This is a genomic window from Pelagibaculum spongiae, from assembly GCF_003097315.1.
Taxonomy (GTDB): domain Bacteria; phylum Pseudomonadota; class Gammaproteobacteria; order Enterobacterales; family Pelagibaculaceae; genus Pelagibaculum; species Pelagibaculum spongiae.
Map to the genome: position 1 here is coordinate 1 of NZ_QDDL01000014.1, position 25,571 is coordinate 25,571.

The window sequence follows — 25,571 nt, forward strand, 5'->3', positions numbered from 1 at the left end:
ATAGATTACAAAATGATTAAAGTAAGCTTACAAAACCGAATTAAGTCGTGATTGTTGAATCGATATAACGAAAGTTAATCAATCCATTCAGCAACTTCATGCGCAGTTTGCTTGGCGGCAATAGCGAGTGGGAACCACCTGAATCCATCCCGAACTCAGAAGTGAAACCACTTAGCGCCGATGGTAGTGTGGGGCTTCCCCATGTGAGAGTAGGTCACCGCCAAGCGCCAAATAGAAAATCCCAGATCAGCAATGATCTGGGATTTTTTTATTTCCAGGGACGGAATGTATGTCGTATAGAGGCAGGATGCCGGTACGACGTTTACTCAAGCATTCCAGCGCCGATTGGTATCTATCGAAAACCACCTGAATCCATCCGCTATTCCCGAATTTAGCAGAAATAAAACCACTTAGCGCCGATGGTAGTGTGGGGCTTCCCCATGTGAGAGTAGGTCACCGCCAAGCGCCAAACAAAACCCGATTGCTTAAAAGCAGTCGGGTTTTTTTATGTCTGCAAAAAAGTGATTTAAGAAAAAACAGCCACCTGAACCCGTTGCAATCCTCGGATGTCGTCGCTCGCGCCTACGGCTACTACGATGCCAAGCAATGAATTTTGGGTGAATCTTCGGTAGGTTGACACCGAGCGTTAGCGAGCTGCAACTTGACCATGGTGGATTTAAAGATGGATTTAAAATCCGTATATAGCTGGGCGGGCATTAAATATAATCTCCAAGCCGGCATGTTTTTGAATCTATAGAAGTAAAACTACTTAGCGCCGATGGCCGCACTAGATTTATTTCCAGAGATGGAATGTATGTCGTATAGAGGCAGGATGCCGGTACGATGTTTATTCAAGCATTCCAACGCAGATTGGTATCTATCGAAAACCACCTGAACTCATCTGCTATTTCACGTCTTACTATTTGTTTTGCTATTAAAGCTGATCAATCTATCTCTATTTCTTGGTAGTTAATGATGGGCCAGAACCAGCGCATGGGATCAGTAGCCATTATCCTGTAATCTAGCCTCAGCTAAACCGGGAGCCAGCGTCAGTGACCAGCCAGAATACAACCATTGTTTCACAAGACCGTTTGCCCAGCCATCCTGGTCAGGCGCTATCCAGCGTGTTATTGCGATTGGCCAGTGACAAGCCAAATTGGCTAACACCATTAATTGATCAACTGTGCAATGCGATTGTTCAAGGGCATAGCTGCCTTGAACTGACACGGTTGGAGTTAATCGAGAGATTAGCCGATGGTACTAGGCAGCCTTATGGTTTTCCTGCTTTGCCACAACTGACTAGCCAATTGCAAAGTCTCAATTTGGTTTCAGATGATCCGAAAGAAACGGCACCTTTAATGCTCGATTTAACTGGGCAGGCTCCACGGCTGTATTTATATCGTTATTGGCAGTTTGAATTAATGCTGATACAGCAAATCAAATTATCTGCTGATAAAGATTTAGCAGTTGATAGCAGCCAGCTATTGCCATGGCTACAACGATTGTTTCCTACTTTTCAAGCTGAAGATAACGATGTCGATTGGCAGTTAATCGCTGCATTATCGGCGTTATTACATCGATTCTGTGTGATTTCTGGTGGCCCGGGAACCGGAAAAACCACCACGGTTATTAAAATTCTTGCACTGTTGGTGGCTCTATCAGAGCAACCATTAAAAATTGCTTTGGCGGCACCGACTGGAAAAGCTGCCGGTCGGTTGGAGGAGTCTATTCGACAGGCAATTGTTCAGCTAGGCGATCAGAATGTTTTGCCCTCGGAATTGATCGAAAAATTGCCACAAAAAGCCACCACATTACACCGTTTGCTTGGTGTTCGAGAGTTTTCCAATGAGTTTCGCCACGGTAAAGACAATCCGCTGCAGCTAGATTTATTGGTGGTTGATGAAGGCTCAATGGTTGATTTGGCGCTAATGTATCGCTTGATATCGGCATTACCTGCTAATTGCCAGTTGATATTACTCGGTGATCGTAACCAATTGGCATCGGTTGAAGCTGGCTCGGTGTTAGCAGATATTTGTTCATTACGGCCACAGAATTGTTTTAACCGTGCTTGGGCTGAGCAATTAAAAACACTCGGAATTGAATTGCCCGATCGAGCAATTGCCGATCAACCTTTGCCCTTATCCGGCAATATAGTGCTACTAGAAAAAAGTTGGCGTTTTGATGAAAAAAGCGCCATTGGCCAGCTAGCTAATGCAGTGAATCATGCACAACCAGAACGAGCTTTGCAGTTATTACAAAGCGATCAATGGCCAGATATTCAATGGCTAAACCCTGAAACTAATTCACAGCTTTCACTGCAGTTAGATCAATTACTACTAAAGCATTATTTGCCTATTATTGAGGCTGAAAATGCGCAACAAGCACTAACAGCCTTTAATGATTTTCGGATGTTAGCGGCTTTAAGAAATGGTAACTTTGGTGTTACTGGCCTTAATAAACGCCTTGAGCGGTTATTGATAGCTAGAGGAAAAATTGATGCAGCCAATGTTTGGTATAAAGGTCGGCCGATTATTATTAGCCAAAATGATTACGCATTAGATCTGTATAACGGTGATATCGGTATCTGTTGGCCGGAAGCGTCATCTGAAAATATTGCAGAGCAGTTTCAACCTAAAATGCGGGTTTATTTTCCATTGGCTGATGGCAGTCTACGCCAGGTGAGTCCTGCCAGATTACCTGCACACCAGACTGCCTGGGCAATGACGGTACATAAATCCCAGGGTTCTGAATTTAAACAATGCCTACTGGTGCTACCCGAAAGTTTATCTCCAGTAGTTAGTCGCGACTTGGTATATACCGCAATCACTCGAGCTAAAAAGTCATTTCAGGTTCTGGTTAGTGCCAAACTATTTACCCAAGCGATTAAACAGCAGCAGCAGCGTTTTTCTGGTCTGGCAGACAAATTATCGAAGCGCGGTTAATATTGGTTATATAAAAACTTGTATAAATAAAAGTTTAAATGAAAAGCTGATATAACAACTGCAATAGCGATCATTTTTTAATTAAATATTCAATATTATGGGCTAGGCGTCGATATAACAGCTAGCCCTAAATATGACTTGTTGTTTTGTTATGACTGTAAAACGTACGCTGATTCATTATTTGCTAGCGCTGATATTGTTCTCTGTTTACGCCGTTCAAGTTTGCCCCTTTCTGGAATCCCTTTCTTATCTAGAATTAATTGCACCATTTCTTGGTGTTTTTGTGCTGCAATTTTTTGCGCGACAGCTATTGGAAAGAAAAATATCTGCATCTGATTTTAAGCATCAAGTCGCTAAGCAATTCAGGTACGATTTCCTGCTATTTCTAGCGAGTTCTTTATTTCTTGGTAACTACTTCGCTATGTTATATAACAGTTTTCCTTATGAAAGCTATTTTAAGATAGTCATTGGACTGAATGTTTTTGGTTTCTTTATTGCGGGTGACTTAGCGTTAAATAGAGAACGATTTGTGGCTAGGAAACTACGTGAATCTGGTCAGCATATTCAACCAGATAATAACCCATTCCCGTTGACTAAAAAATTCAGTTGGTTTGCTATTGCTAGTGCTTTGGCAGTTACTGGCGTGGTCTTTTTGGTGATTAATAAAGATTTGTCTTGGTTAGTGCAGGTTGGCGATCAGCTCTCGTTAAAGACTGCTCAGCATTTGATATTGGCTGAGATTGCCTTCGTTGTCGTGGTGATTCTGGGTTATATGTTGCTGATTATTTTTGGTTATGCCAAGAACCTGAGCAATTTCATTGATGCTGAAAATCAGGTGCTATCCAAAGTTACTCGTGGTGACATGAGTGGCGAAGTACCAGTAACCAGCAATGATGAATTTGGTTTAATGGCGATGCATACCAACAATATGATTGGCGCTTTAGATCAGCAATCTCGGGAACTGCGGCTGACTCGTGATGCCAGTATTTTAAGCTTGGCCAGCTTGGCAGAAACTAGAGATAACGAAACCGGCTCACATATTTTGCGCACACAGCATTATGTAAAAGCGCTTGCTGAATATTTGGGTCAAACAGCAGCTTATTCTGATCAGCTGGATTCAGCGACAATTGAAATGCTGTTCAAATCAGCACCGCTACACGATGTTGGAAAGGTTGGAATTCCCGATCATATTCTTTTAAAACCGGGCAAGCTGACTGTGGAAGAATATGAGTTAATGAAAAAACATCCGCAAATCGGTGCCGATGCATTATCTGTTGCAGAACATCAGCTTGGCAGTAACTCATTTTTACGTTTGGCGCGGGAAATTAGCTTAACTCACCATGAAAAATGGGACGGTTCTGGATACCCAAACGAGTTGGTAGGAGAAAATATCCCGCTTTCAGGACGGTTAATGGCACTGGCTGATGTTTATGATGCTTTGATTTCTAGTAGGGTATACAAACCGGGAATGTCTCATGAAAAGGCTAAAGCGATTATTTTAACGGGCCGGGGTAAACATTTTGATCCGACTATTGTTGATGCATTCATTGCGCTTGAATCTGCTTTTGTTGCGATTGCTGCAAAATTTACTGACTCACCGACGTTTCGCTCTAATGCTGCTTGAATGTGCTATACCCAAAGCACTTCAAGGTGTAGGAATGCATATCTTGAAGTGATTTGGGTATTAATGAATCTAATGGTTGCTGACTAGATATGACGCACCCAAATTCAAGGATTTAAATTGAATAATTGGGTTTGACGATTGTAACTGGCAGCAGCAACCGATAAATTACCGATAACCGAGTTTCTTGTGGAGGCAGACGTGCCTGTACCTTTAGTCCGCTGGATGTGGATAACTCTGATTTCATTACTGCTATTGGGTTGTGGCGACAGTATTGAAGATCAGATTGCCCGCCAGGCCGATACTACCCGTCAAGCGGTAGTGCAATTAAAACAGCAGTTGGATGGTAATAAGCTAACCAATGCGATGCTTTTGCGGCAATACACGCAAAAGGTTGCGGAAATCCGACCTGATTTGAAAATGCTCATGGAACAATTAGCCAAGGATGCAACATCCAAAGGGCCGATGTTTCTGCGATTGAGCAAGCGCGCTAATACTGCTTATAACCAGCCATTATCTTTTGTTGATAATAATGAACGATTGGTTGAGCTATTAGATGTTGCATCGGCAGCTGATCCGTTGGTGTTTAATGATGCATTGAGTGACCCGATTAATGTGGTTGCTGATTTTTCCAATGGCCAATTATCGAGAGTAAATTCGATAGAAAAAAAGGCCAGTGAAACTGCCAATGCTGCTAAGGACTTTGGCCCGGGCAGTCAGCTGATGGGTAACCCTACCTATGGTCAATGGCAAACCAATAGTAGTGGTACCAGTTTTTGGCAGTGGTATATTGCATATCGTGTTTTTGATAGCTTAATTGATTCCCGCCGTAGGCCTTCATATGGCCAATGGAGTCGTTACCGCGACTACAGTTATTATGGTGATTACGGTTGGGAGCGTTACAGCTCAAATCGTGACAAGAAAAATAGCTACAAAGTCGAACAGCAGACTCGTAAAAAATTCGAACGGCAAGGCAAAACATTTACCAGTGCTTATAGTAAAAACCGTACTGGCTCTAGTTCGCTGTCGAAAAATAGCAGCTGGAGTAAAAGCTCCGATCGTTTTAAGAGCAGCTATGCTGCTAAACAATATAGTGCTAACCGCTCAAGTAACCGTTTTTCAAGTTCAAGTAGTCAGCGCAATAGCTCCACCCGCACCAGCCGCAGCATAAGCGGCGGCAAGTAAGGGATGATTTAAAAAATGAATTTTTCGCAATTAACAGATATTGATTACCAATTATTACAAGTGCTGGCAATAGATTTAGGCTTGGCAATTTTGTTGTTAATTATTTTCCGTTGGCTGTCTGGCAGATTTGCTGGTGTTAGCTCTACTGAAGAATTAGCCCATCGAGATAATCATGCCTTTGGTGTTTCGATGGCGGGTGGTATTGCCGCTTTGGCGATTTTACTTTCTGGCGTAGTAAGCGGCGAAAGTCTTAATGATTTACAAACCGAAGTCATCGTAGTGGGCGGCTACGGTTTGTTGGGTATTTTCCTGATCAAGATTGGTCGGATGATTCAGGACTTTTTAGTTTTGCCAGCAGTAGAAATTCGCACTCAGATAAGCCACGGCAACATGGCATTAGCCATTGTCGATGTCGCCCATGTGATCGCAACGGCGCTCATGCTGCGAGCGGCAATTATTTGGGCCGGTGGTGATAGCTGGATTGGTTTAAGTGCAGTACTTGCGGCCTTTGCTATTTCACAGCTAATGCTGGGTGGTATCAGTCGAATGCGCAGGGCTATTTATGCCAACCGAAATACCGGTAAGCAACTAGATTCGGGTCTTGAGTCGGGTAACTTGGCCTTGGCACTACGCTATGCAGGGCATATTATTGGCGTGGCATTTGCGGTAAATAGCGCAGCCTGGTTTGTGGTATTTGACCCAGTTAATTGGTTTGCCAGCTTGGCTATCTGGACCGTTGCAACTGCGGTATTAATGCTGCTGTTGTCATTTTTGGCATTTATTGTTCGCTCGCTAGTATTGGCTGGAATCGATGTTCGTCAAGAAGTTGATGAGCAGGAAAATATCGGTGTTGGTGCTATTGAAGCGGTGCTTTATTTGAGCATTGCCTTGCTGTTAAATAGTGTGATTGTTTAGTTATACCCAAACGACTTAAAGGTTCAGGGTTCAGCTGAAGATGATTTGATTGAAGCCGAAGCACAACCTGCTTCGGCTTTTTTTGTTATTTACACGGACGTAATGTATTCCGCAATGAGCCAGGATGGCGGTGCGGTTATTTTTAAATAGAGTCCTTATTGGTATGAAATCACAGCGTCCGATCCGTTTGATCGCTATGGATGTATTTTTGATCGGCATGATGGCATTGCTGGCAGGTTGCGGTCTGATTTATGAATACCTGCTCTCTCATTATGCGGCACGTGTGTTGGGTGCTGTTGAATCGACCATTTACGCCATGATCGGTTTAATGATTGTTTCAATGGGAATGGGCGCATTTACTGCGCGCTTGATTAAACAATCTCACCGAGGTTTTGCATGGCTGGAAAGTTGGATTGCCCTAGTAGGCAGTGCGGCAATTTTATTGATTGCGGCAGTAATAGGCTTTGCCGAGCAACTACCACAGCTGGCAGCTGAAACTTATCAACTTCCACCCGATAGTCGTTTGTATGGTCTTTTCAGTTGGCCGGCTAATTTTGCTCAATATTTGCCGTTTGTTGCTGGTACTTTTTTAGGCTGGCTGATTGGTATGGAAATACCGCTAATTGCCCGAATTCGAGAAGATCTCTATGGTCAACACCTAGTTCATAACGCAGGCACTATTTACGGTGCAGATTACATTGGTGCCGGTTTAGGTGCTGCTATCTGGGTGCTGCTATTGTTAAAAATTGATATTAATACTGCAGCAGTATTAACTGCCAGCGTCAATTTGCTGGTTGGTATTGTCTTTTTGGTGATCTACCGAAAGAAAATTGGCCGAATGACCGGGTTGGTTATTTTACAGCTAGCCCTGATTGCATCGCTGGGATTGATGTGGAAAAACGGTAGTGACTGGATGTCTGCCATGTCAGATACCTTGTTTGTCGATAAAGTAATCTATCGGCAAAATACACCGTATCAACAGCTCGTCGTAACTCAGAGAAAACTGGGTCGCACAGCGCCAGTTTATGATTTGTATATTAATGGACGACTGCAATTTTCATCTCAGGACGAAAAAATCTACCACAGCTACCTGGTTTATCCGGCAATGGCGGCAGCAGCACGAACCGACAATGTACTGGTGATTGGCGGCGGTGATGGACTCGCATTGAGAAATATTCTGCGCTGGGATCCAAAACAAGTCACCTTGATTGACCTTGACTCAGAAATGGTTGAAATGTTTTCTGAGCCTAAAGATGTCTCACAATCATTGCCCAGTTGGAAGCAGTTTATGCTAGATCTAAATCAGCGAAGCTTTTCTGATCAACGCGTAGAAAAAATTTATGGTGATGCCTTTATTGAAATTGACCCATTGATTCAGACTGGCCGCAAATATGACGTGATTATTGTCGATCTGCCTGATCCGAGCCATCCGAATTTGAACAAACTTTATTCGCGGCATTTTTATGCTCGTTTAAAACAACTGTTAAATGGTGATGGTGCAATAACCGTGCAATCTACATCGCCTTATCATGCACAAAAAGCATTTATTTCGATTGGAAAAACCTTGCAAGCTTCTGGTTTTGCAGCGGTTGATCCTTACCATGCCAATGTTCCCAGTTTTGGTGAATGGGGCTGGCATTTGGCAGTGCCTTTAGGGCAAAGTGGAGCCAAACGTTTGCAGCGCTTGTCGTCAGCAGAGCCATTACCGGTTGCAGATGACTGGATTACCTCCGGCTTGGTTCAGGGCGCGTTTCAATTTGGCAAGAACTTCCTTGCCGGGCAGCAGGCCATTGCAATTAACCGGCTTGGCTCCCATGTTGTGTACCAATACCATTTTGAGGCATGGAAAAAAGACCAAGGCCTCTATACTCAATTCGGCAAACAGGAGTGAACCATGAAACCATCGGATATCGCCTATTATATTGCCCAGCAAGACGGTGCCTATGAAGGTTACCAGATCGAATGTCAGCCGATTCCGGGTGAAGTCGATGTTTTGCAGGTGACCGTTGATAGTCGCGAAGAAGTGCCCATTTTTGTATCTATCGCAGAAGACCAGATTCTATGTATTGCCTGGTTATTTGAAGAAGATGAAGTTGATCAAAGCCGCAAGGCTGAAATGAATGAAAGCATGCTGGCAATGAACATGCCGATGCCATTGTCTTCATTTGCCAAGATTGATCAACGCTATGTGGTTTTCGGAGCGCTCAGTGTTAAATCCAGCATGGAAGATATTTGCCATGAGCTGGTGATATTAAGCAATAACACCATCGATGCGCTGGAAGTAATGACTGAATTCCTCGCCTGATTAATGGCTACTTAGCAAGGTACGACTGAGTACCGATAGCCAATTTATCAGATAGCGATTTGACCTTTTGGGAGCCTAAGAATGAGTATTATTAGCAAGATTTTTACCGCACTGCGTGGCGGTGCACGTGAAGCTGGCGAAGCCGTCGTTGATGCCAATTCAACGCGAATTTTTGAACAAGAAATTGTTGATGCAGAAAACAATCTGAAAAAAGCACGCCAAGATTTAACCGATGTAATGGCGCAAAAAATGAAGGTTGAGCGTGAATCTAATCGCTTGCGTGATGACATTACAGAGCATGAAAATTATGTAGCCAAAGCGCTTGAGAAAGGCGACGAAGCACTAGCAATGGAAGTTGCAGAAAAAATCGCTTCATTGGAAACTGAGCTGGAAGAAAAACAGCAAATTCTGTCTCAGTTTGGTGGGCAGGTTGAGCGCTTAAAGCAGCTGATTAAAAACGGTGAGCGCCAGGTTGCTGATCATAGGCGTCAGTTGTCGATGGTTAAAACGACTGAGAGTGTGCAGAAAGCCACTGCAGCAATTTCAGATAGCTTCGTAAATTCCAGCTCTAAACTGAACAAAGCTAAAGACAGCCTAGAGCGTATTAAAGCTCGTCAGGCACGTTTTGATGATCGTTTGCAGGCAGCAGAAGAATTAGATTCTGAAATGTCAGGCAAAGGTCTGGAAGATCGTTTGAAGGCCGCTGGTATTAAAGGCAGCAACAGTTCGGCAAATGCTGTACTGGAACGTTTAAAAAATAAGCAGAAATAGTTTTCAATTTCTGCAATTAAAAATGGCCCGCAATGGGCCATTTTTTGTAATAAAAACTTCCAATTTCAATAAATATATTTTTAAGAAAATACACTTTCATCGGGTAGATAGCTAATTAAATCAATCAGACCCGCTTCTTCTAACGATGCTTTGAGTCTGGAAACGTTAACTGGTTTTAATAGTAATCCATTAATGCCATTGCTGTGCATCATGTGATAATCCGTTTGCTGAGGATTATTCGCCATCATCAGAATGGGCATATGTTCGCCACCTGTTTCCATTTCACGAATAGAAGCGGTTAACTCATAACCGTCAGACAAACTATCGACCAAGGTTAAATCAAAATTCCTGCTGGACAATACTTCCATCGCCTCACGGCAGCTTTCTGCTTCCGTCACTCGAAAACCAGTTCGTTCTAGCAAATGGCGCAATGTACGGCGAGAAATAGGGTGTTCATCAACCAATAGTAATTGAAACTTCCCCATTTTTGATCGAGTAGATTTCCCTTTGATTAATGGTTGGTTGGGGCGTAATTGTTGAATTGTTTTTTGGCAAATTGGCCAATCAGAAAAACTAATACCGTGAATATCTGGCCGATTCTTTTCGGTGATCAATAACCATGGACTGGCAATTGCTGCACGAAATGCTTTTAAACGACGATTTCCTAATGATTCACAGGTGATCAAAGCATCTCCCACTGGCCATTGCTCGGGTGTATCAGGATCGACTAACAATGGTTTCATTCCCTGGCGTATTAACCAATTTGAAATGCAAAATTGCTGCATAGGGTTTCTGCTGGCAACTAATACTGAATGGTTTTGCTCGACTGGTGGCGTTGCTGAAGCTTGCAATGGAAGTGACAGCCGGTAGTCATTACCGCTGCCAGAGAAAATATTGGTAGATAGTTGCCCCCCCATTCGCTTGGCAAGGCCACGCAATAAAGTCATTCCAAAGCCAGAGCCGCTAATAGGCTCCATGATTTGTTGTTTGACTAGCCGAGACTGGCTGGGGCCAGTATCGCCAATTGAAATAATCCATTGGTTTTGTTGTTGCTGAACGGTCAGTGCAATCTGCCCCATTCGGGTAATTGAAATAGAATGGTTAAGTAGTCGTTTTAGAATTTGTCTGATCCGTCGACGATCGCCACGCAGCATGGTTGGTAATTCAGGATCTATCCAATAGCTGAGTTGGGTGCATTGTACTTTGGCTTTATTGTGAAATTCACGAATTAATGAATCGATTAAAGTATCTGGGGAAAATATAATCGAATCTAATAATAATTGACCCGCCTCAAGGCGAGTGAAGTCCTTAAGGTCCTCTAATTGTTCAATTAAATAAGCGCTATTATTTTGCAGGTTTCGGCAATATTCTCTTTGCCTTGGTGCTAGTCCAGTTTCTTCTAATAGCAAGCTGGTGCTATTGATCGAATCGAGTGGGCCGCGAATTTGTTCGGTTGAGTAGGCTAGAAATTCACAGATGAATCTTTGCGCTCGAGTCAGTTCAATGTACTGCTTGGCTTGGTTTTGCCGTTCTTCAATTATTTGTCCATTGGCGGTTACATTCAGTTTTTTTGCCTGGCGTAGTTTGCTGAACAAACCATTTAATGATTGAAATAAATTGCTCACTTCACGGCTAATAAACAACGCTTTTGGTTGATGAAACTCAGGATTGGTAGTATCAATTTTATCAATGGTTTCTGATAAGCGAACCAGTGGTCGAATTAGCCGCATAACTAATAATTGCATTAGTAATAATGGCAAACCCAGGCTGGCCACGGCGCTAATAGTAATTATTGTCCACTTTTCTTGTTGACTTTGATAATTTGCAGGATTTAATTCAAGGTCAATAATCAACGGTTGCGCTGATAAAAAGGAATGGCTATCAGCAGTCTGTAGAGAAATTCGCTGCTTAGGTGTTATTTCTGCTTGGAATAGAAAGCGCTGGTCATGGGTCATTCCATGGCGTTTTATCCAAATAAGTTTGTTATCACTGGTGGTGACTCTTAGCATTAAAAGACTGGGTATCCCAGGCTGTCCATGCCTTCTATCCATGAGCTCTGAAAAGGTTGAGTCAACAGTTGTTGGGTTAACTTGCTTTAGATTAGATAGTCTATTTCTGGCTTCGATAAGCAGTTGGCTACCCGGTTCAATTTCTGATTGCAGAATTCCAGGCGCAATATGATTCTCCCAATACCAAAGGGCTACAGAAGCATAGAGGGTGGTAGTCAACAAGAATAGAATCAGCAACAGATGATTTATTCGCAACGGCATCTTACTGGAGCCTGTTATTATTTTGATGCAATACTAACATTTGATGAGGTTTCGGTGAATCAAAAACTATTAATAGAGTCACCCGATTAAATATTGTAATAAATCAGTGATTGCTAAACTAAATAGACCGCATGGTAAGTCACTATTGTTATTATTGTTTTTTACGATGTAAATCTTCAGATAGCTAGAAGTCCGGTGGGCTAATTTCTCTGCGAGCATTGAGCTGTTTGAAAACCTATCTGCAGTGCATATTTGTACCGGCTAATATCTTTTAGTAATCTGCACCAATCTGTTGCATGAATGTGATCGGCATATTCATGGGGCGGCCTCTGCGGGAAAATAGAGCATTATGAAACTAGACGACCTTAAACTGTTCGTAAACGTAGTTGAGCAGGGCAGTTTTGCGGCTGCAGCCAGAGCATTAGATATGCCAGCTGCGACTCTGACTCGACGTATCCAACAGCTCGAAAGAGATTTGGATGTGCAGCTGTTGGTTCGCAATGCTAGGGGTTTGAGTTTGACCAACGCGGGACAAAATATTTGGTCAAAAAGCCAGCAAAAAATCCGGGCATTGGAAGCGTTATCAAGCGAATTGCACGATGATTTGCATGAAATGGCTGGAAAAATCACTATCGCGGCGCCAGTAAGTTTTACCAATAATGTATTGGCTCCGATGTTTTTTGAATTTATGAAGCAGAATCCGCAAATTCAGTTGGAGCTATTGGCCGAAGAAGTGGGTAGTAGCAATTCATTAAGCTTCCATGAAGATTCGATTGATATTGCTTTTCGTTTTGGTGAACAGAAAGATTCACGGTTGGTTGCCCGTCGTTTGCAGGGTCTGAAAATTATTTTGCTAGCGCATGCTGATTATCTGAAAGCGCATGGTTATCCTAAAGAGCCCGCAGACCTTAAAGACCATTCAATGTTAGCGATTCGCAAATATGATCAGTTGCAACTAGTTAATCAACAAAGTGAATTGATTGATATTGCGTTAAAACCCCGAATGTTTTCTTCGGATGGTGCGATGCCACTTAATGCAGCAATGGCTGGCTTGGGTATTGTTGGAATGCCGGAAAGTGTTGCGCTGCAAGAAATTGCCCAAGGGAATTTGTGTCGAGTGCTTCCCGAATGGGAAAGCCCTGAATATGATATGTTTTTAGTTTATGCCAGTCGTGAATATCTGCCAAAACGGGTCAGAGCGATGATTGATTTTATTTTTGAATGTTGGGCGCAACGGGCAATTTAGTTAACTAGAAATTAAATAATTATTTCTGTTTAGATTGCTAACTAAAAAGGACGCAAAAGCGTCCTTTTTAGTACGCGGAGATAATGTGCTATTGAGGTGAAGCCATCGCAATGTTGGCGGTTGGTTTGTCACCCGATAAAGCAGAACGGTCTTTACGTGCTAAGTAGCTGTAGAACACAGGCACCACATACAAGGTAAATACCGTACCAACGCTCATGCCCGATGCAATCACCAAGCCAATGGCAAAGCGACTGGCAGCACCAGCACCATCTGCAAACAATAGTGGTACTACGCCCAATACCATTGCGGCGGTGGTCATTAAAATGGGTCGCAAGCGAATGGCAGCGGCTTCTTCAACGGCTTCACGGCGGCTTAATTGAGGATTTTCTTCACGCAATTTATTGGCGAATTCAACAATCAAAATACCATGTTTAGTTATCAAGCCGATTAGAGTCACCAAGCCTATTTGGGTGTAGATGTTCAAGCTGGTTAAGCCCATCGCAATCGGTACCAGTGCACCGAACATCGATAAAGGCACCGAGAACATCACCACTAATGGATCGCGGAAGCTTTCAAACTGCGCCGCTAATACTAAGAAGATTACAATCATGGCAAAAATCAAAGTGGTGGTCAGATTGTCTGACTCCAACTTGAATTGGCGTGATTCACCTTCGTAGTCATAGCTAAAACCAGTCGGAGCAATTTCTTTAAGCTTGGCTTCCATAAAGGTAACCGCTTCGCCCATGCTTTTACCCGGCATAATCATGCCTTGCACCTTGGCTGAATTCAGCTGTTGGAACTGGTTTAATGCGTTAGGCCGAACTTCTTTAGTTACTTTGACTAATGTTGATAATGCCACCATTTCACCGCTAGCGGTTCGAACCTGATAGCGGGTCAACCATTCTTCATTGAGGCGGAAATCACGTGGTGCTTGTGGAATCACCTTGTAGCTACGACCGTCTAATGAGAAGCGGTTTACCTCTCCATTACCGAGCATGGTTGCCAGAGTAGAACCAATGCTTTGCATCGAAATGCCCAGCTGGCCTGCACGGTCACGGTCAATTGAAAGTTGATATTCAGGACGGTCAAATTTCAGATCTGAATTGGCAAACATAAACAGACCTGACTTCATTGCTTCCTGTACCAACTGGTTGGCAACACGGTCTAATGCGTCATAACCAGCAGTCGAAGTAATTACAAATTGCATCGGCAAACCGCCGCCACCAGAAGGTAATGCGGGTGGAACAAATGAGAACACTTGTAAACCTGGGTTGGTTGCAAGATAGCGGTTTTGTAATTCTTTCTGAATTTCTACTACGCCACGCTCACGTTCACCCCAAGGCTTTAACTGCATGCCACCAAATACTTGGCCGGGATTATTAAAGATAAAGGACTGGGCAAATTCAGGGAATTGGCGGAACTGATCTTCAAATTGCTCGGTGTATTGACGGGTGTAGTCGACGTTGGCATAACGCGGCGGCGTTGCTACTACGAACATAAAGCCGCCATCTTCCGGTGGTGCCAATTCGCTTTGTGAAACCATGGTGAGTAATGGCAAAGTAGCAAACAGCACCAACGCCATCATTACAATGACAGGGCGGTAATTAAGCATGTCATGCAGACTACGCTGATAAATATGGCTGACGCTTTCAAAAAATTTATCCAGCATTTTAACTAACTTGCCGTCTTCACTGCTTGGGCGAAGAATTCTCGAAGCCATCATCGGCGATAATGTCAGCGCGATAATGCCGGAAATAATAACTGCACCAGCCAGCGTGAAAGCAAACTCACGGAATAGCGAGCCGGTTAAACCACCCACAAAACCAATCGGGGCATACACTGCCGCTAGGGTAATCGTCATTGAAATAACGGGTAGTGCTATTTCTCTGGCACCATGAATTGCAGCGTCATAGGGTGTTTTACCATCTTCAATATGTCGGTGGACGTTTTCCACCACCACAATCGCATCATCAACCACCAGTCCTATTGCTAAAACCAGCGCCAATAGTGTTAACAGATTAATTGAATAACCCATTACCAGCATAAAGAACAACACACCAACCATTGAAAGTGGAATGGTAATAATTGGAATGGTCACAACTCGGAAAGCACCGAGGAACATGAACACCACCAAAATAACAATAATGCTGGCCTCACCGAGGGTTTTAACTACTTCATCGATTGAAGAGCGAATAAAGTCGGTCGCGTCATAAGCAATAAATAAAGACATGCCGCTAGGCAATTCATTTTGTAATGTTTCCAGCCGTTGTCGTACACCGGCAATAACATCGAGCGGATTTGAGCCAGGTGCCGAGTCGATCCCTATCATCAGGGCTTCTTTTCCGCCCATGGTGACGTAGCTTTCTTGATCTTCAGAAGCCAGTTCAATTTTGGCAACATCACGCAGGTGAACCTGGCCCATTTCATTGGAGCGAATAATAATTTGGCCGAAGGCTTCAGGATTATTCAGATCGGTTTCTGCGTTAACGCTAGTGGTTAACAGCTCACCTTTGGTAGAACCCGCCGCCGAAATAAAGTTACTGGAAGTGAGCGACTGATTAACGTCAGCAGCCGTGACTTCAAACGCTGCCATTTTTACCGGATCTAGCCAGATCCGCATGGAGTAGGTTTTAGCACCATAAATTTCAACGGCACCTACACCACTCATAGTGGCTAACTGGGGGCGAATTACTCGGGTCAGGTAATCGGTGATTTGTTCTGCTGATTGTAAGTCGCTTTGAAAGCTCACATACATCAGCATATTGCCCTGGCCACCCTTGGTAATAATCGGGTCCATGGCATCGGCAGGTAGTTCGCCTTTAGCTTCGTTCACCTTGGCCATGACTTCTGAAAGTGCCGCAGTAGAGTCAAAACCACGTTTAACATTTACTTTGATTTCAGAAGCACTTTGGCGACTGGTCGAGGTAACAAAATCAACACCATCAGCAGAAGCAATTTTTTGCTGCAATGGAGTTGTAATAAATCCTTGTACCAATCGAGCGCTGGCACCTGGATAGGCTGTTGTAACAGTGATCACCGCATCATCAGTTTTTGGAAACTGACGAACAGGTAGCTGGTTCGCTGCCTGTAGGCCTAACAGCAAGATCATCATGCTGATAACCATGGCGAGCACCGGTCTTTTAATAAACAGATCGGTGAATTTCATTACTGTTTCTCCGCCTTGTTTTGCTCAGGCAAGATGACAGTTGCACCCGGGTAGAGTTTTAATTGACCCGATGATGCCACCAGATCTCCAGCATTAATTCCTTGAATGACTGAAATTCGACCATTACGACTTTCACCGGTTTGAACAAATGCAGGAAAGGCCTTTAATGATTTCTGCTGCTCTTCGCCTTCACCTACAACCTCTTCACGCAATACCCAAATAGTATCGCCGTATGAGCTATAGCTGATTGAGGTTTGTGCCACGGTCATTAATTGGCGGTTTTGATCTAGGGTAACTTTAATATTGGCGAACATGCCTGGCAGCAATTCACCTTCTTTATTGTTTAACTCAGCTCGTAAAGAAATATTACGGGTGGTTGCGCTGACTTTTGCATCGATGGCGGTAATTTGACCTTCAAAAGATTTTTCTGGCCATGCTTGAACTTGAATTGATACTTTTTGCTTAAGTTTTAACAAAGCCAAGAATTTTTCAGGCAAGGCAAAATCAACTAATAGTGAACTGCTGTCTTGCAAGGTGGCAATCGTCGAACCTGGAGAAAGGTAATCACCCAAGTCGACCTGACGAATACCGACTTCACCAGAAAACGGCGCGTGGATTTGTTTCTTAGCTAATACTGCTCGCAGTTGTTCAACCTGAGCGCTAGCTTGGTCTAAATTCGCCAGACTTTGATCAAACTGGTTTTTAGAAATGACTTTGCGTTTGAACAGATCTCGGTCTCGTTGATGTTGTAATTCCATTAACCGCAAACTGGCGTGGGAATTTTTTAATTGAGCTTGTTCGACCCGATCATCTAACTTGACGATTAACTGGCCTTTTTCAATTTTTTTACCAGAGCTAAAGCCAAATGTTTCGATTTGACCACTGACTTGCGTGGTCAATGCAACTTCATTGCGAGCACGCAAACTGCCGGTCGCACTAATTTGAGGCGACCAGCTTTCGGTGGTTACCTTTTCTGCTTCCACAGTCACGGGTGGTGGAGCAAAGTTAGCAAGTTGAGCCATTCCCTGCTGAATGTTGTTAAAGATATAGCCGCCGATTCCTCCAATAAGTATTGTGAGGAAGGCCAGCATGGCTAAAATACGCTTAAGCATAAAAATGACTCCCGAGCCAAAATGCGATTTCCATGCGTAATCAAACGGTTATCCGTATTGCAAACTAAGCAAAAGGTAAAAGAAGAATACTGCTGGAGGACGATCAAATAACGAAAATGAAGAGGTGCAATATATCAGCCTTTTAGCGAAGCAAAAGAGGCAGATATGTATTGTATGATTCCGTTTTGTAAAGGCTGATATGCCGCTAAGAATTAACTGGCTAAGATTTTGATACTTTATGCTTTTTGATGGTGTGCTGTGAGGTTTTCAAATGGGGAAACAAACTTAGAGCAATCCATCAGTGCAACCAAGATTAACACTGATAGATTGCTGAATAATTTTTATAGCGATTTTCAATCAATTAATAATTAAACCGCACTACATTGGTTGGCCATTACCATCAATGCATTGAGTATTTGTTGGCGGTCTACCAATCCTACCAGCTTACCTTCGTCAACCACTGGGAAAACCCGTAAGCGAGAATTAATAACTTGGCGACCCAGTTCAAAAACTTCATCAGTTGGTGCTGTGACCTTAACATCAGAGGTCATAACATCCTGTACCTGGGCTTTTTGAGAGCAGTAGTAAGCATCTTCAATTGCCTGACGAATCAGATCTTGCTCAGAAACAAATCCGACTAGTTTGTCTTCACCATCCAGAACGGGAAGGCCGGAAACATTGTGCTTGGCAAAGGCGCTAACTGCATCGCTTAGAGTGTCTTGAACATGCAGCACCGGTGATGGGTGTGTCATGATGCTTTTAACCTGAGACATGACATTTCTCCTTTTTTATTGGTTGGTGCGAACCTGCACAAACATTTTTTGTTGCAGTGATCGTCTGATAAAAGAGTGTAGGTCTCAAGTTGAATTCCGCATAAGGTTTTTTACGGATCCGTCCATTTAACCTGAAATTTTTATTCTCTAGCGACTTACTGTGAAAACACTAGCAAAAATTGCGCCTGAAACGATGACTATCAATAAGTCACCGTTTCAACCCGTGTTATTTGTTAAGCACCAGGTCCGCAATCTAAGCAATGCTTGACGGCTTCTGGTCCTAACTTCAATCGAGCATTCAAATCACGTAAAGCGGTTCTTAAACCTTCTTCAATCACTGGATGATAAAAAGGCATTTCCAGAATTTCGGTAATAGTCAGCCCTTGCTGAATAGTCCATGCCAACAAGTGAACCAAGTGTTCTGCTGCTGGGCCGATCATTTCTGCGCCGAGTAACTTACCGGTACCATTTTCGCCATAAACTCGAATTTTGCCTTTGTTTTTCAGCATCACTCGACTGCGACCCTGGCCGGTCATGTCGACTTCACCGACTTCAAAGCAACCGCAAGTTCCTAACCGTTGTTCTAATTGGCGATAGGTTTCACCGGCCATGCCGATTTGTGGATCGCTAAATACCACACTAAGTGGTGTACGACGTTTGCCGTTGCGAATGTCCGGATAGCGACCGGCATTGTCTCCAGCAATTCGACCTTCATCAGCGGCTTCATGTAGCAACGGAATATAATTGTTCACATCACCAGCGATAAAAATATGGCTGGCGGCTGGCTCGTTAGTTTCGGTTTGCAGTGTCCACTGGCTAAAGTTTGGTACGCCTTGTGGGTTGAGTACTAACGAAGTATTTTCCAAGCCTAATTTGTCGACGTTAGCTTTGCGGCCAGTTGCGGCTAATAAATAATCAAATACTTCTGATTTTGTTTCGCCGTGTTCTTCAAAAGAAATTTTAACGCCGTTATCTACCCGTTCGATACCGGTCACTTTTGCATCTGGATCGATGGCGAATTCATCTCGGAAAATCTTATCAGCTTGATCGAGAATGACCGGATCACTGACCGGGCCGATTTGCCCGCCAATACCAAATAGGCGAATCCTTACGCCTAACCGATGTAATGCTTGGCCTAATTCCAGGCCAATAACACCTGGGCCAAAAACAGCAACTGATTCAGGTAAATCATCCCAGTCAAAAACATCGTCATTAATAATTAAACGATCTTGCGCTTGATTAAAAAAGCCAGGCCAAACCGGGCTAGAGCCAGTGGCAATAACAAAGCGTTCGGCAGTAATTTGGGTGTGATCATCAACTTGCAAAGTATGCTCGTCGATGAATTTTGCATAACCGCTGATTTTATTTTCAGCAGGAATTTCATCAACGCCTTCTAAAACAAAGCCAACAAAACGATCGCGTTCACGTTTGACTCGGTCCATTACTTCACGGCCATTAACCCGAACCTGTCCATCAATATGAACACCAAATGGTGCAGTATTTTGGCTATGGTGTGCTGCTTCAGCGGCAGCAATTAAAAGTTTGCTTGGCATGCAACCGACTCGGGCACAGGTGGTGCCGTATGGTCCGCCTTCAATTAATAAAACATTGTTGGTGTGTGCCCGAGCAGCACGAAATGCACCCAGTCCAGCAGTTCCACCACCAATAATGGCGACATCCGTTTTAAGCAGTTGCATGACAAAAATTCCTTTAGAATTGCCCGGCAATTTCCTGGTCGGGTAAAAATACTGGGCAACCTTTAACATTTTTTTAATTTATTTATGAATAATTAAATTAAACTGAAATTTATTGATTCAAATGTGCTTCTAATTCTTCGGCACCACCAATGTGCTGTCCGCTGATGTAAACCTGTGGCCAAGTTAATTGGCCAGATACCGCGCCCAAGCTACGGCTACTAATGCCATTGCCTAATTCAATGGCTTCAAACTCAATGCCTTTTTCTGCTAATAGTGCTTTTGCTTTAGCGCAGAATGGGCAGCCTGGTTTGGAGAACACAGTCGCAAATGGACGCTCTACCGCTTCGGGATTGACTGCATTGAGCATGGTATCTGCATCAGAAACCTTGAAGGGGTCGCCTGGCTCGTCATTTTCAATAAACTGTTCAACGATGACGCCGTCTTTAACCAGCATCGAATAACGCCAGCTGCGCTTGCCAAAGCCTAAGTCATCTTTGTCTACCAGCATGCCCATACCATCGGTGAATTCACCGTTGCCATCTGGCAGTAAAGTAATGTTTTCAGCTTTTAAGTCATCTGCCCAAGCATTCATTACAAAGGTATCGTTAACCGATAAACAAACGATATCGTCGACGTTATTTTCTTTGAATACCGGTGCTAGCTCGTTGTAACGAGGTAAGTGAGCGGAGGAGCAAGTAGGCGTAAATGCACCGGGTAAGGCGAACAGAACGACCGTTTTGCCTTTGAACAAATCATCACTAGTAACACTTTTCCATTGATCGTTTTCACGGATTTGGAAGGTAACGGAAGGTACTTTCTGGCCAATTCGGTTGCTAAGACTCATTTTGAAAACCTCTATTGATAAACTTGTTTCGATTCATTGTGCCTATCATAGGAATTTAGCTTCGCGAGGTCTAATTGAATGTAACGAACTTTGACTTAGGTTTTCCCTATTGATGCTGACGGATCTCAATCTTTGTAAGGTGAAGGCTTTCGAATCAGAAGTTTATGTTTTTTGGGTGAGAACCGGGTTTTGAGATGCAAATATAAAAAATAAAGCTGGTGAGCTAGATAAAGCTTAAAAGTCTATTGAATGGGCAAGAGTATTCAACTGCAGGAGTTCTGGAGCTACCAACTATATACCCAAGCCACTTCAATGTGTGCGTTCAGGATCTCTGAGTAAATCATGATCGAGACGCATCTTTTTATTCATGGTTATTCCCTTAAAAAGAGAGGTAACGATGAGCGGGTTTTTCTCAGAGATCCCCAGAGGGCTGGTTTAGAAACGTTTTATGCTTCGTTATTAATTTTGAAAAGGGAATAGCCATTTGCTTCAATCAATGCCTCGCCTAAAGACGTTTCTAACTCCAGCTGAATCCTGCACCTTGAGGTAGTTTGGGTATAGGTATCAGTGTTGAGAGAATAAGCTTTGATCAGCCAAAGGGAATCAAGTACTGCTTGGAAAAAACTTAGTTTGGTATTCAGCAATAAATTCTTCCCAATGTTTTTTTGCAAATGTTGCTCGACTAATCGACATCGTAGAAATACAGCCAGGGTCAGTCCCAATCCCAATATAATAATTAGTGATAGTTGAAAGAATAAGATGCAAACTGGTAGCGTGATTACTTGTAAATTGATAGCAACCAAAACGCCAATCAAAAATTTTTATTGTGTGGGGTTGATCTTTTTTATGGGGGGAATGATAAACAGAAAAACAGTGTTTTTTATATAGAAGTTTTTTGCCAATACGTTTGTTTTGACAAGTTAGTCTTATTAAATATCTTCCAGGTTGTGATGTTAATAAGTAAACGGCCTCTAAAATTTCAATTGCGTCAGCTTTAGGGTGAAAAACCATTTTTAAAATAAATGGACTTAAAGATCCCCAAGGCTGATCAGCGAGTAAACTGGAGTAAATCGGTTTGTCACCAGAGCTACGTTCTAAGTACGCTATTTTTTTTTGGTAGATTTGTTCTGTAATTGAGCCTTTCTGGTGAGGTACCTGAATAAGCCGTTGAAAAAAAGCTTCATCAGGTTGGCAGGCCAGCCAAAAATGAGCAATCATGCAGTAGCCGGCCTTCACATTGTCCATCAGATAAGGTGCGTTGATTCCTTCTGGATCAAATACCTGCTCTGCCACGCCGGGATATAGTTGTTCGCCATTTGTCCAATTAAGCTGATTCGGGGTCTTTAGGTAATCCATTGCACGTCCCATTTTATTTAGCAGCCGAAAACCCTTTCCAGCTGCTAAATAAATATAGGCTTACTCAGCCAAAATACCCTGCATTACCAAGCCACGATAGCCGACAATGCCGGTAATTTTTTCATCAGCATCTACCACCGGTGCGTAAGACAGGCCGAGATTATCAAACAGGCGGGCGCAGTAACGAACGTCCATTTTGTCATGTACCGAGACTACCGGTTTGGTCATGATTTCAAAAACATTGACTCGCTCAGGTGCGCGGTCTTGAGCCAGTACTTTTTTGGCGATGTCGGCAAAAAGCACCATGCCGTACTCATCATCATCGTTTCTTTTTTCAATAATCAATGCAGAAGAATTACTTTCTTTCATAGCGATCAAGGCGTCTTTTACAGTTGTCATGCCACTAATCACCATGAACTGGCGCTTCATAACGTCCTGCACTCGAATAATTTTTGTGCTCACAGTACTTTCTCCACCTGCGTGGTTAATTCTTCAATCTGATGGCGGACGCCGACTGCATCTTCCACGTCGATCATAAAGGCAATACCGGTTCCAGGTTGTTCATCGAACTCACCTACACGGCCGATTTCTTCCAGAATGGTTCGAGCCAAATGCTCTTCAACCAGAAACAGCAGCATGTCGCGCTGGGTTTCTAGTGTCAGACCAAAAAAGGTTTTGCTACGAGTGAGACCTTCACCGCGAGCATTATTAATTACCGTTGCGCCGGTAGCGCCTGCGGCTCGAGCTGCTTCCATTATTGAGTCAGTTTTGCGGTCATCGACCAGCGCAATAATTGCTTTAAAGTGCATTAGGTTATTTCCTCTGGCGTTTGCCGAGCCAGCTTCGCAGCTGAGCGAGTTGTGCATAAGCCATCACCGACATAATCGGGAACAGGCTGGCAAAAGCGATTAATCCAAAACCGTCTAACAAAGGGTTTCTTCCCGGCACGCTGGCAGAAAGGCCAAGTCCAAGAGCAGCAACCAATGGTACGGTAACAGTAGAAGTGGTCACGCCGCCTGAGTCATAGGCCAGCGGAATAATCATTTTTGGTGCGAAGCTGGTTTGAATCACCACTCCAATATAGCCGACGATGATGTACCAATGAATCGGGTCGCCGACCACGATCCGGTAACAGCCCAGTGATATACCAAAAGCGACGCCAAAAGCGACGGCAATTCGTAAACCCCAAATACCGATTGCACCAGATGAAACCTGATTGGCTTTTATCGCAACAGCAATCAAAGAAGGTTCTGCAATGGTGGTGGCAAAGCCAACTAAAAATGCAAAAACATAAACCCAGCTGTAATCACTCCAAACCAAATTGGCCGGATCAAAATCTTCTGAAGCGGTGCCAGCAATAAACGCAGGATCCGTCAGCTGTTCTGCCATGGTTTTTCCTAGCGGAAATAGTGCTTTTTCTAACCCGAGCAGAAATAGCGATAGACCGATAGTGACGTAAATGAAACCAATAATGACTTGTTTGGTGTGGGGGATAGGTTTACGAATCACCAGCAATTGAAAGCCAAAAATGATGCCAACAATCGGTGCGATATCAGTGATGGTTCCCAGCAGGATGCTAAATATATCGTTTAGCCAATTCATATGGTTAGCATCCTGTACCCCATGACAAAAATAATCGATGTCAATTCAGCGATGGTTCCTAGCAGGATGTTGAGTATATCGTTTAGCCAACTCATGTGATTAGCATCCCGTATCCCATGACAAAAATAATCGGTGTCAGTGAGGCAAAAGCGATTAATCCAAAGCCATCTAGCATTGGATTACGCCCCTTGATTGCAGATGCTAATCCGACGCCAAGTGCAGTAACCAACGGAACAGTAATCGTCGACGTGGTGACACCACCAGAATCGTAAGCGATGCCGATGATTTCTCTAGGTGCAAAGGCCGTCATAATGACGACTAATATATAACCGCCAATAATCAACCATTGCACTGGCCAGCCTTTAATAATCCGAACTACGCCGATCAAAATGGCCAGTCCGACTGAAATAGCGACGGTTAACCGTAAGCCGTTGGCATAGTCAGACATGGCTTGTTGATTGTTTTCTATTAATCCCCCAGTTGCTGCTACCGTAGCTGCTTCTGCCGCAACTGCAATGAGTGCGGGTTCTGCGACGGTGGTTCCAAAACCAAGGCAAAAAGCGAATACCAACAACCAGGCAACAGAGCCCTTTTGAGCAAAAGCTCTTGCTAGTGTTTCACCGATAGGGAACAGGCCGATTTCCAACCCGTAAATGAAAAATGTCAGCCCCAGAACAACACACACCATACCGCCCAGCAAGCTGGCAGCATTCGGAATAGGTTGTTGGAGAACGACTAATTGGAAAAACAACACCACTACAACGATAGGTGTTAGATCCCGTAAACTCGACAGCAATGAGCGTAACAGGTGTTTCATTTTTGGAGGGGTACCTCTACCTGCTTTTTTGGTATACCCAACATGCTACCGACTTGCTCAGAAATGAAAAGCCCTAGTAGTCCTAACTAGCTAACCATTAGTAATAGTTGAGAGAAATAGTCGAGTATTTTGCGTGAAGTGCATCGAACGTGGGTAAGTAGTTACTGCAGACAATCAAGGTGCGGTTGGTTCAGTAATCTGCCAGTCTGGAGCTTCAGCAATTTGCAGTGCTTTGTTGTATCTCAGAGATAAGTGCCACAAAGGTTGGATAAGTGTCGGCATTGTTTTTTTTATTAAATGATCCAGGCAAGTTGCAATATTAGAAATTTTTGCTGGGTTGTTGTTTGATTTTGCTGTAAATACACCAGAATTAGAATCAAATAATGAAAGAAATACAACATCTTTCTGTAATATTTTTGAAACTTCAGAATTTATTACTATCGCATGTTTTGCTGTGCTTTTCGATGCAAGAATAATTAGCCAGATCCCAGGCATTTTTACGCAATCCTGCACGATTTTGTACCATGCCCAGCCAAATTTTTTTTCTGGGTAAATTACATGGTCAATAAAATTATGATCGATAATAAATCCAGGGGAAAAAATTTGACTTCCCGGTTTAATGATATCTGAGATATCTAGATCATTTTTTTTAATCTTATGAAAAGCATTTGTATGCTCAGCTTGAAGGGCACTGACTAAGACGACTTTAGGAAATTGTGATAATTGTCGATCAAAATTTTTTGGATTTGCACCTTCTTGAATAAAAACTGAACACATACCAAAACAATAACCAATATGAAGTGGAATATTAGGAAAACGGCGACTTAATATATCTTTGTATTCAATCTGATTCCTGATGGGTTCAAAGCTACATCCGGCTTGTCGAGCTAACTGGTCATAATCAAAGGGCATAGCAGTCCATTGCAGTCCACGGTGCTATCAGTCTAGA

The 25,571-nt window shown here is 43.3% G+C and carries 20 protein-coding genes and 1 rRNA gene; 9 read left to right on the top strand and 12 right to left on the bottom strand.

The features are described from left to right. The first annotated feature begins 110 nt into the window (after positions 1–110). The 8 genes from rrf (at position 111) to DC094_RS20245 (ending at position 9,739) form a co-directional block, all read left to right on the top strand. Positions 111–226: ribosomal RNA gene (rrf, locus tag DC094_RS20210) — 5S ribosomal RNA — on the top strand. 826 nt (positions 227–1,052) lie between these two features. After that, positions 1,053–2,942 carry an exodeoxyribonuclease V subunit alpha gene (gene recD / locus DC094_RS20215; protein ID WP_116688945.1) on the top strand — a complete coding sequence of 630 codons (1,890 nt, stop codon included), beginning with the start codon at positions 1,053–1,055 and terminating at the stop codon, positions 2,940–2,942. Between the two features lie 151 nt (positions 2,943–3,093). After that, on the top strand, positions 3,094–4,566 hold the full coding sequence (locus DC094_RS20220; RefSeq protein ID WP_116688946.1) for an HD-GYP domain-containing protein: 1,473 nt from the start codon (positions 3,094–3,096) through the stop codon (positions 4,564–4,566). Positions 4,567–4,764: 198 nt separating this feature from the next. After that, a complete protein-coding gene (locus DC094_RS20225) occupies positions 4,765–5,748 on the top strand; it encodes a hypothetical protein (RefSeq protein WP_133245645.1) in 984 nt (327 codons plus the stop codon). Positions 5,749–5,763: 15 nt separating this feature from the next. Next, on the top strand, positions 5,764–6,663 hold the full coding sequence (locus DC094_RS20230; protein WP_116688948.1) for a DUF350 domain-containing protein: 900 nt from the start codon (positions 5,764–5,766) through the stop codon (positions 6,661–6,663). 163 nt (positions 6,664–6,826) lie between these two features. After that, complete coding sequence (locus DC094_RS20235) at positions 6,827–8,554, top strand: polyamine aminopropyltransferase (protein WP_116688949.1); 1,728 nt, start codon at positions 6,827–6,829, stop codon at positions 8,552–8,554. A 3-nt stretch (positions 8,555–8,557) separates the two neighbouring features. Further along, positions 8,558–8,968: a YjfI family protein gene (locus DC094_RS20240; protein ID WP_116688950.1), complete on the top strand. Its 411-nt coding sequence runs from the start codon at positions 8,558–8,560 to the stop codon at positions 8,966–8,968. 81 nt (positions 8,969–9,049) lie between these two features. Then, positions 9,050–9,739, top strand: a complete 690-nt coding sequence (locus DC094_RS20245; RefSeq protein ID WP_116688951.1) for a PspA/IM30 family protein — start codon at positions 9,050–9,052, stop codon at positions 9,737–9,739. A gap of 80 nt (positions 9,740–9,819) precedes the next feature. Here the strand turns inward: DC094_RS20245 and DC094_RS20250 are convergent, their stop codons facing one another. Beyond that, entirely contained in the window at positions 9,820–12,009 is a 2,190-nt protein-coding gene (locus DC094_RS20250; RefSeq protein WP_116688952.1) for a response regulator, read from the bottom strand. 349 nt (positions 12,010–12,358) lie between these two features. On the opposite strand from DC094_RS20250, the gene DC094_RS20255 reads away from it, so the two are divergent. Next, positions 12,359–13,255 (top strand): LysR family transcriptional regulator, encoded by an 897-nt coding sequence (locus tag DC094_RS20255; protein ID WP_116688953.1) that lies wholly within the window; start codon positions 12,359–12,361, stop codon positions 13,253–13,255. 88 nt (positions 13,256–13,343) lie between these two features. Here the strand turns inward: DC094_RS20255 and DC094_RS20260 are convergent, their stop codons facing one another. The 11 genes from DC094_RS20260 to DC094_RS20310 form a co-directional block, all read right to left on the bottom strand. Further along, entirely contained in the window at positions 13,344–16,421 is a 3,078-nt protein-coding gene (locus DC094_RS20260; protein ID WP_116688954.1) for an efflux RND transporter permease subunit, read from the bottom strand. Continuing rightward, positions 16,421–17,533, bottom strand: a complete 1,113-nt coding sequence (locus DC094_RS20265) for an efflux RND transporter periplasmic adaptor subunit (protein ID WP_116688955.1) — start codon at positions 17,531–17,533, stop codon at positions 16,421–16,423. The genes DC094_RS20260 and DC094_RS20265 overlap by 1 nt, the downstream gene beginning before the upstream one ends. Positions 17,534–17,901: 368 nt before the next feature. Next, positions 17,902–18,306 carry a CBS domain-containing protein gene (locus tag DC094_RS20270; RefSeq protein ID WP_116688956.1) on the bottom strand — a complete coding sequence of 135 codons (405 nt, stop codon included), beginning with the start codon at positions 18,304–18,306 and terminating at the stop codon, positions 17,902–17,904. 233 nt (positions 18,307–18,539) lie between these two features. Further along, positions 18,540–20,003 carry a dihydrolipoyl dehydrogenase gene (locus DC094_RS20275; protein WP_116689026.1) on the bottom strand — a complete coding sequence of 488 codons (1,464 nt, stop codon included), beginning with the start codon at positions 20,001–20,003 and terminating at the stop codon, positions 18,540–18,542. Positions 20,004–20,112: 109 nt separating this feature from the next. Continuing rightward, the gene (locus DC094_RS20280) at positions 20,113–20,847 is read right to left on the bottom strand and encodes a glutathione peroxidase (RefSeq protein WP_116688957.1); all 735 of its coding nucleotides are present in this window, start codon (positions 20,845–20,847) and stop codon (positions 20,113–20,115) included. A gap of 603 nt (positions 20,848–21,450) precedes the next feature. Continuing rightward, the gene (locus tag DC094_RS20285) at positions 21,451–22,215 is read right to left on the bottom strand and encodes a hypothetical protein (RefSeq protein WP_116688958.1); all 765 of its coding nucleotides are present in this window, start codon (positions 22,213–22,215) and stop codon (positions 21,451–21,453) included. 48 nt (positions 22,216–22,263) lie between these two features. After that, positions 22,264–22,665 (bottom strand): CBS domain-containing protein, encoded by a 402-nt coding sequence (locus DC094_RS20290; RefSeq protein WP_116688959.1) that lies wholly within the window; start codon positions 22,663–22,665, stop codon positions 22,264–22,266. Then, positions 22,662–23,012, bottom strand: coding sequence for a P-II family nitrogen regulator (locus DC094_RS20295; protein WP_116688960.1), 351 nt, complete (start codon positions 23,010–23,012; stop codon positions 22,662–22,664). The genes DC094_RS20290 and DC094_RS20295 overlap by 4 nt, the downstream gene beginning before the upstream one ends. Before the next feature lie 4 nt (positions 23,013–23,016). Beyond that, positions 23,017–23,805 carry a DUF1538 domain-containing protein gene (locus DC094_RS20300; RefSeq protein WP_116688961.1) on the bottom strand — a complete coding sequence of 263 codons (789 nt, stop codon included), beginning with the start codon at positions 23,803–23,805 and terminating at the stop codon, positions 23,017–23,019. A 91-nt stretch (positions 23,806–23,896) separates the two neighbouring features. Beyond that, positions 23,897–24,622, bottom strand: coding sequence for a DUF1538 domain-containing protein (locus DC094_RS20305; RefSeq protein ID WP_116688962.1), 726 nt, complete (start codon positions 24,620–24,622; stop codon positions 23,897–23,899). A gap of 174 nt (positions 24,623–24,796) precedes the next feature. After that, positions 24,797–25,534 carry a hypothetical protein gene (locus tag DC094_RS20310; protein WP_116688963.1) on the bottom strand — a complete coding sequence of 246 codons (738 nt, stop codon included), beginning with the start codon at positions 25,532–25,534 and terminating at the stop codon, positions 24,797–24,799. Positions 25,535–25,571 lie beyond the last annotated feature (37 nt).

Excerpts from the sequence above, each read along its gene's own strand:
- DC094_RS20270 (WP_116688956.1), bottom strand. The coding sequence starts at position 18,306 with ATGTCTCAGGTTAAAAGCATCATGACACACCCATCACCGGTGCTGCAT.
- DC094_RS20230 (WP_116688948.1), top strand. The coding sequence starts at position 5,764 with ATGAATTTTTCGCAATTAACAGATATTGATTACCAATTATTACAAGTG.
- DC094_RS20245 (WP_116688951.1), top strand. The coding sequence starts at position 9,050 with ATGAGTATTATTAGCAAGATTTTTACCGCACTGCGTGGCGGTGCACGT.
- DC094_RS20235 (WP_116688949.1), top strand. The coding sequence starts at position 6,827 with ATGAAATCACAGCGTCCGATCCGTTTGATCGCTATGGATGTATTTTTG.
- DC094_RS20260 (WP_116688954.1), bottom strand. The coding sequence starts at position 16,421 with ATGAAATTCACCGATCTGTTTATTAAAAGACCGGTGCTCGCCATGGTT.
- DC094_RS20300 (WP_116688961.1), bottom strand. The coding sequence starts at position 23,805 with ATGAATTGGCTAAACGATATATTTAGCATCCTGCTGGGAACCATCACT.
- DC094_RS20310 (WP_116688963.1), bottom strand. The coding sequence starts at position 25,534 with ATGCCCTTTGATTATGACCAGTTAGCTCGACAAGCCGGATGTAGCTTT.
- DC094_RS20265 (WP_116688955.1), bottom strand. The coding sequence starts at position 17,533 with ATGCTTAAGCGTATTTTAGCCATGCTGGCCTTCCTCACAATACTTATT.
- DC094_RS20220 (WP_116688946.1), top strand. The coding sequence starts at position 3,094 with ATGACTGTAAAACGTACGCTGATTCATTATTTGCTAGCGCTGATATTG.
- DC094_RS20275 (WP_116689026.1), bottom strand. The coding sequence starts at position 20,003 with ATGCAACTGCTTAAAACGGATGTCGCCATTATTGGTGGTGGAACTGCT.
- DC094_RS20255 (WP_116688953.1), top strand. The coding sequence starts at position 12,359 with ATGAAACTAGACGACCTTAAACTGTTCGTAAACGTAGTTGAGCAGGGC.
- DC094_RS20280 (WP_116688957.1), bottom strand. The coding sequence starts at position 20,847 with ATGAGTCTTAGCAACCGAATTGGCCAGAAAGTACCTTCCGTTACCTTC.
- DC094_RS20240 (WP_116688950.1), top strand. The coding sequence starts at position 8,558 with ATGAAACCATCGGATATCGCCTATTATATTGCCCAGCAAGACGGTGCC.
- DC094_RS20285 (WP_116688958.1), bottom strand. The coding sequence starts at position 22,215 with ATGGGACGTGCAATGGATTACCTAAAGACCCCGAATCAGCTTAATTGG.
- DC094_RS20295 (WP_116688960.1), bottom strand. The coding sequence starts at position 23,012 with ATGCACTTTAAAGCAATTATTGCGCTGGTCGATGACCGCAAAACTGAC.
- DC094_RS20305 (WP_116688962.1), bottom strand. The coding sequence starts at position 24,622 with ATGAAACACCTGTTACGCTCATTGCTGTCGAGTTTACGGGATCTAACA.
- DC094_RS20250 (WP_116688952.1), bottom strand. The coding sequence starts at position 12,009 with ATGCCGTTGCGAATAAATCATCTGTTGCTGATTCTATTCTTGTTGACT.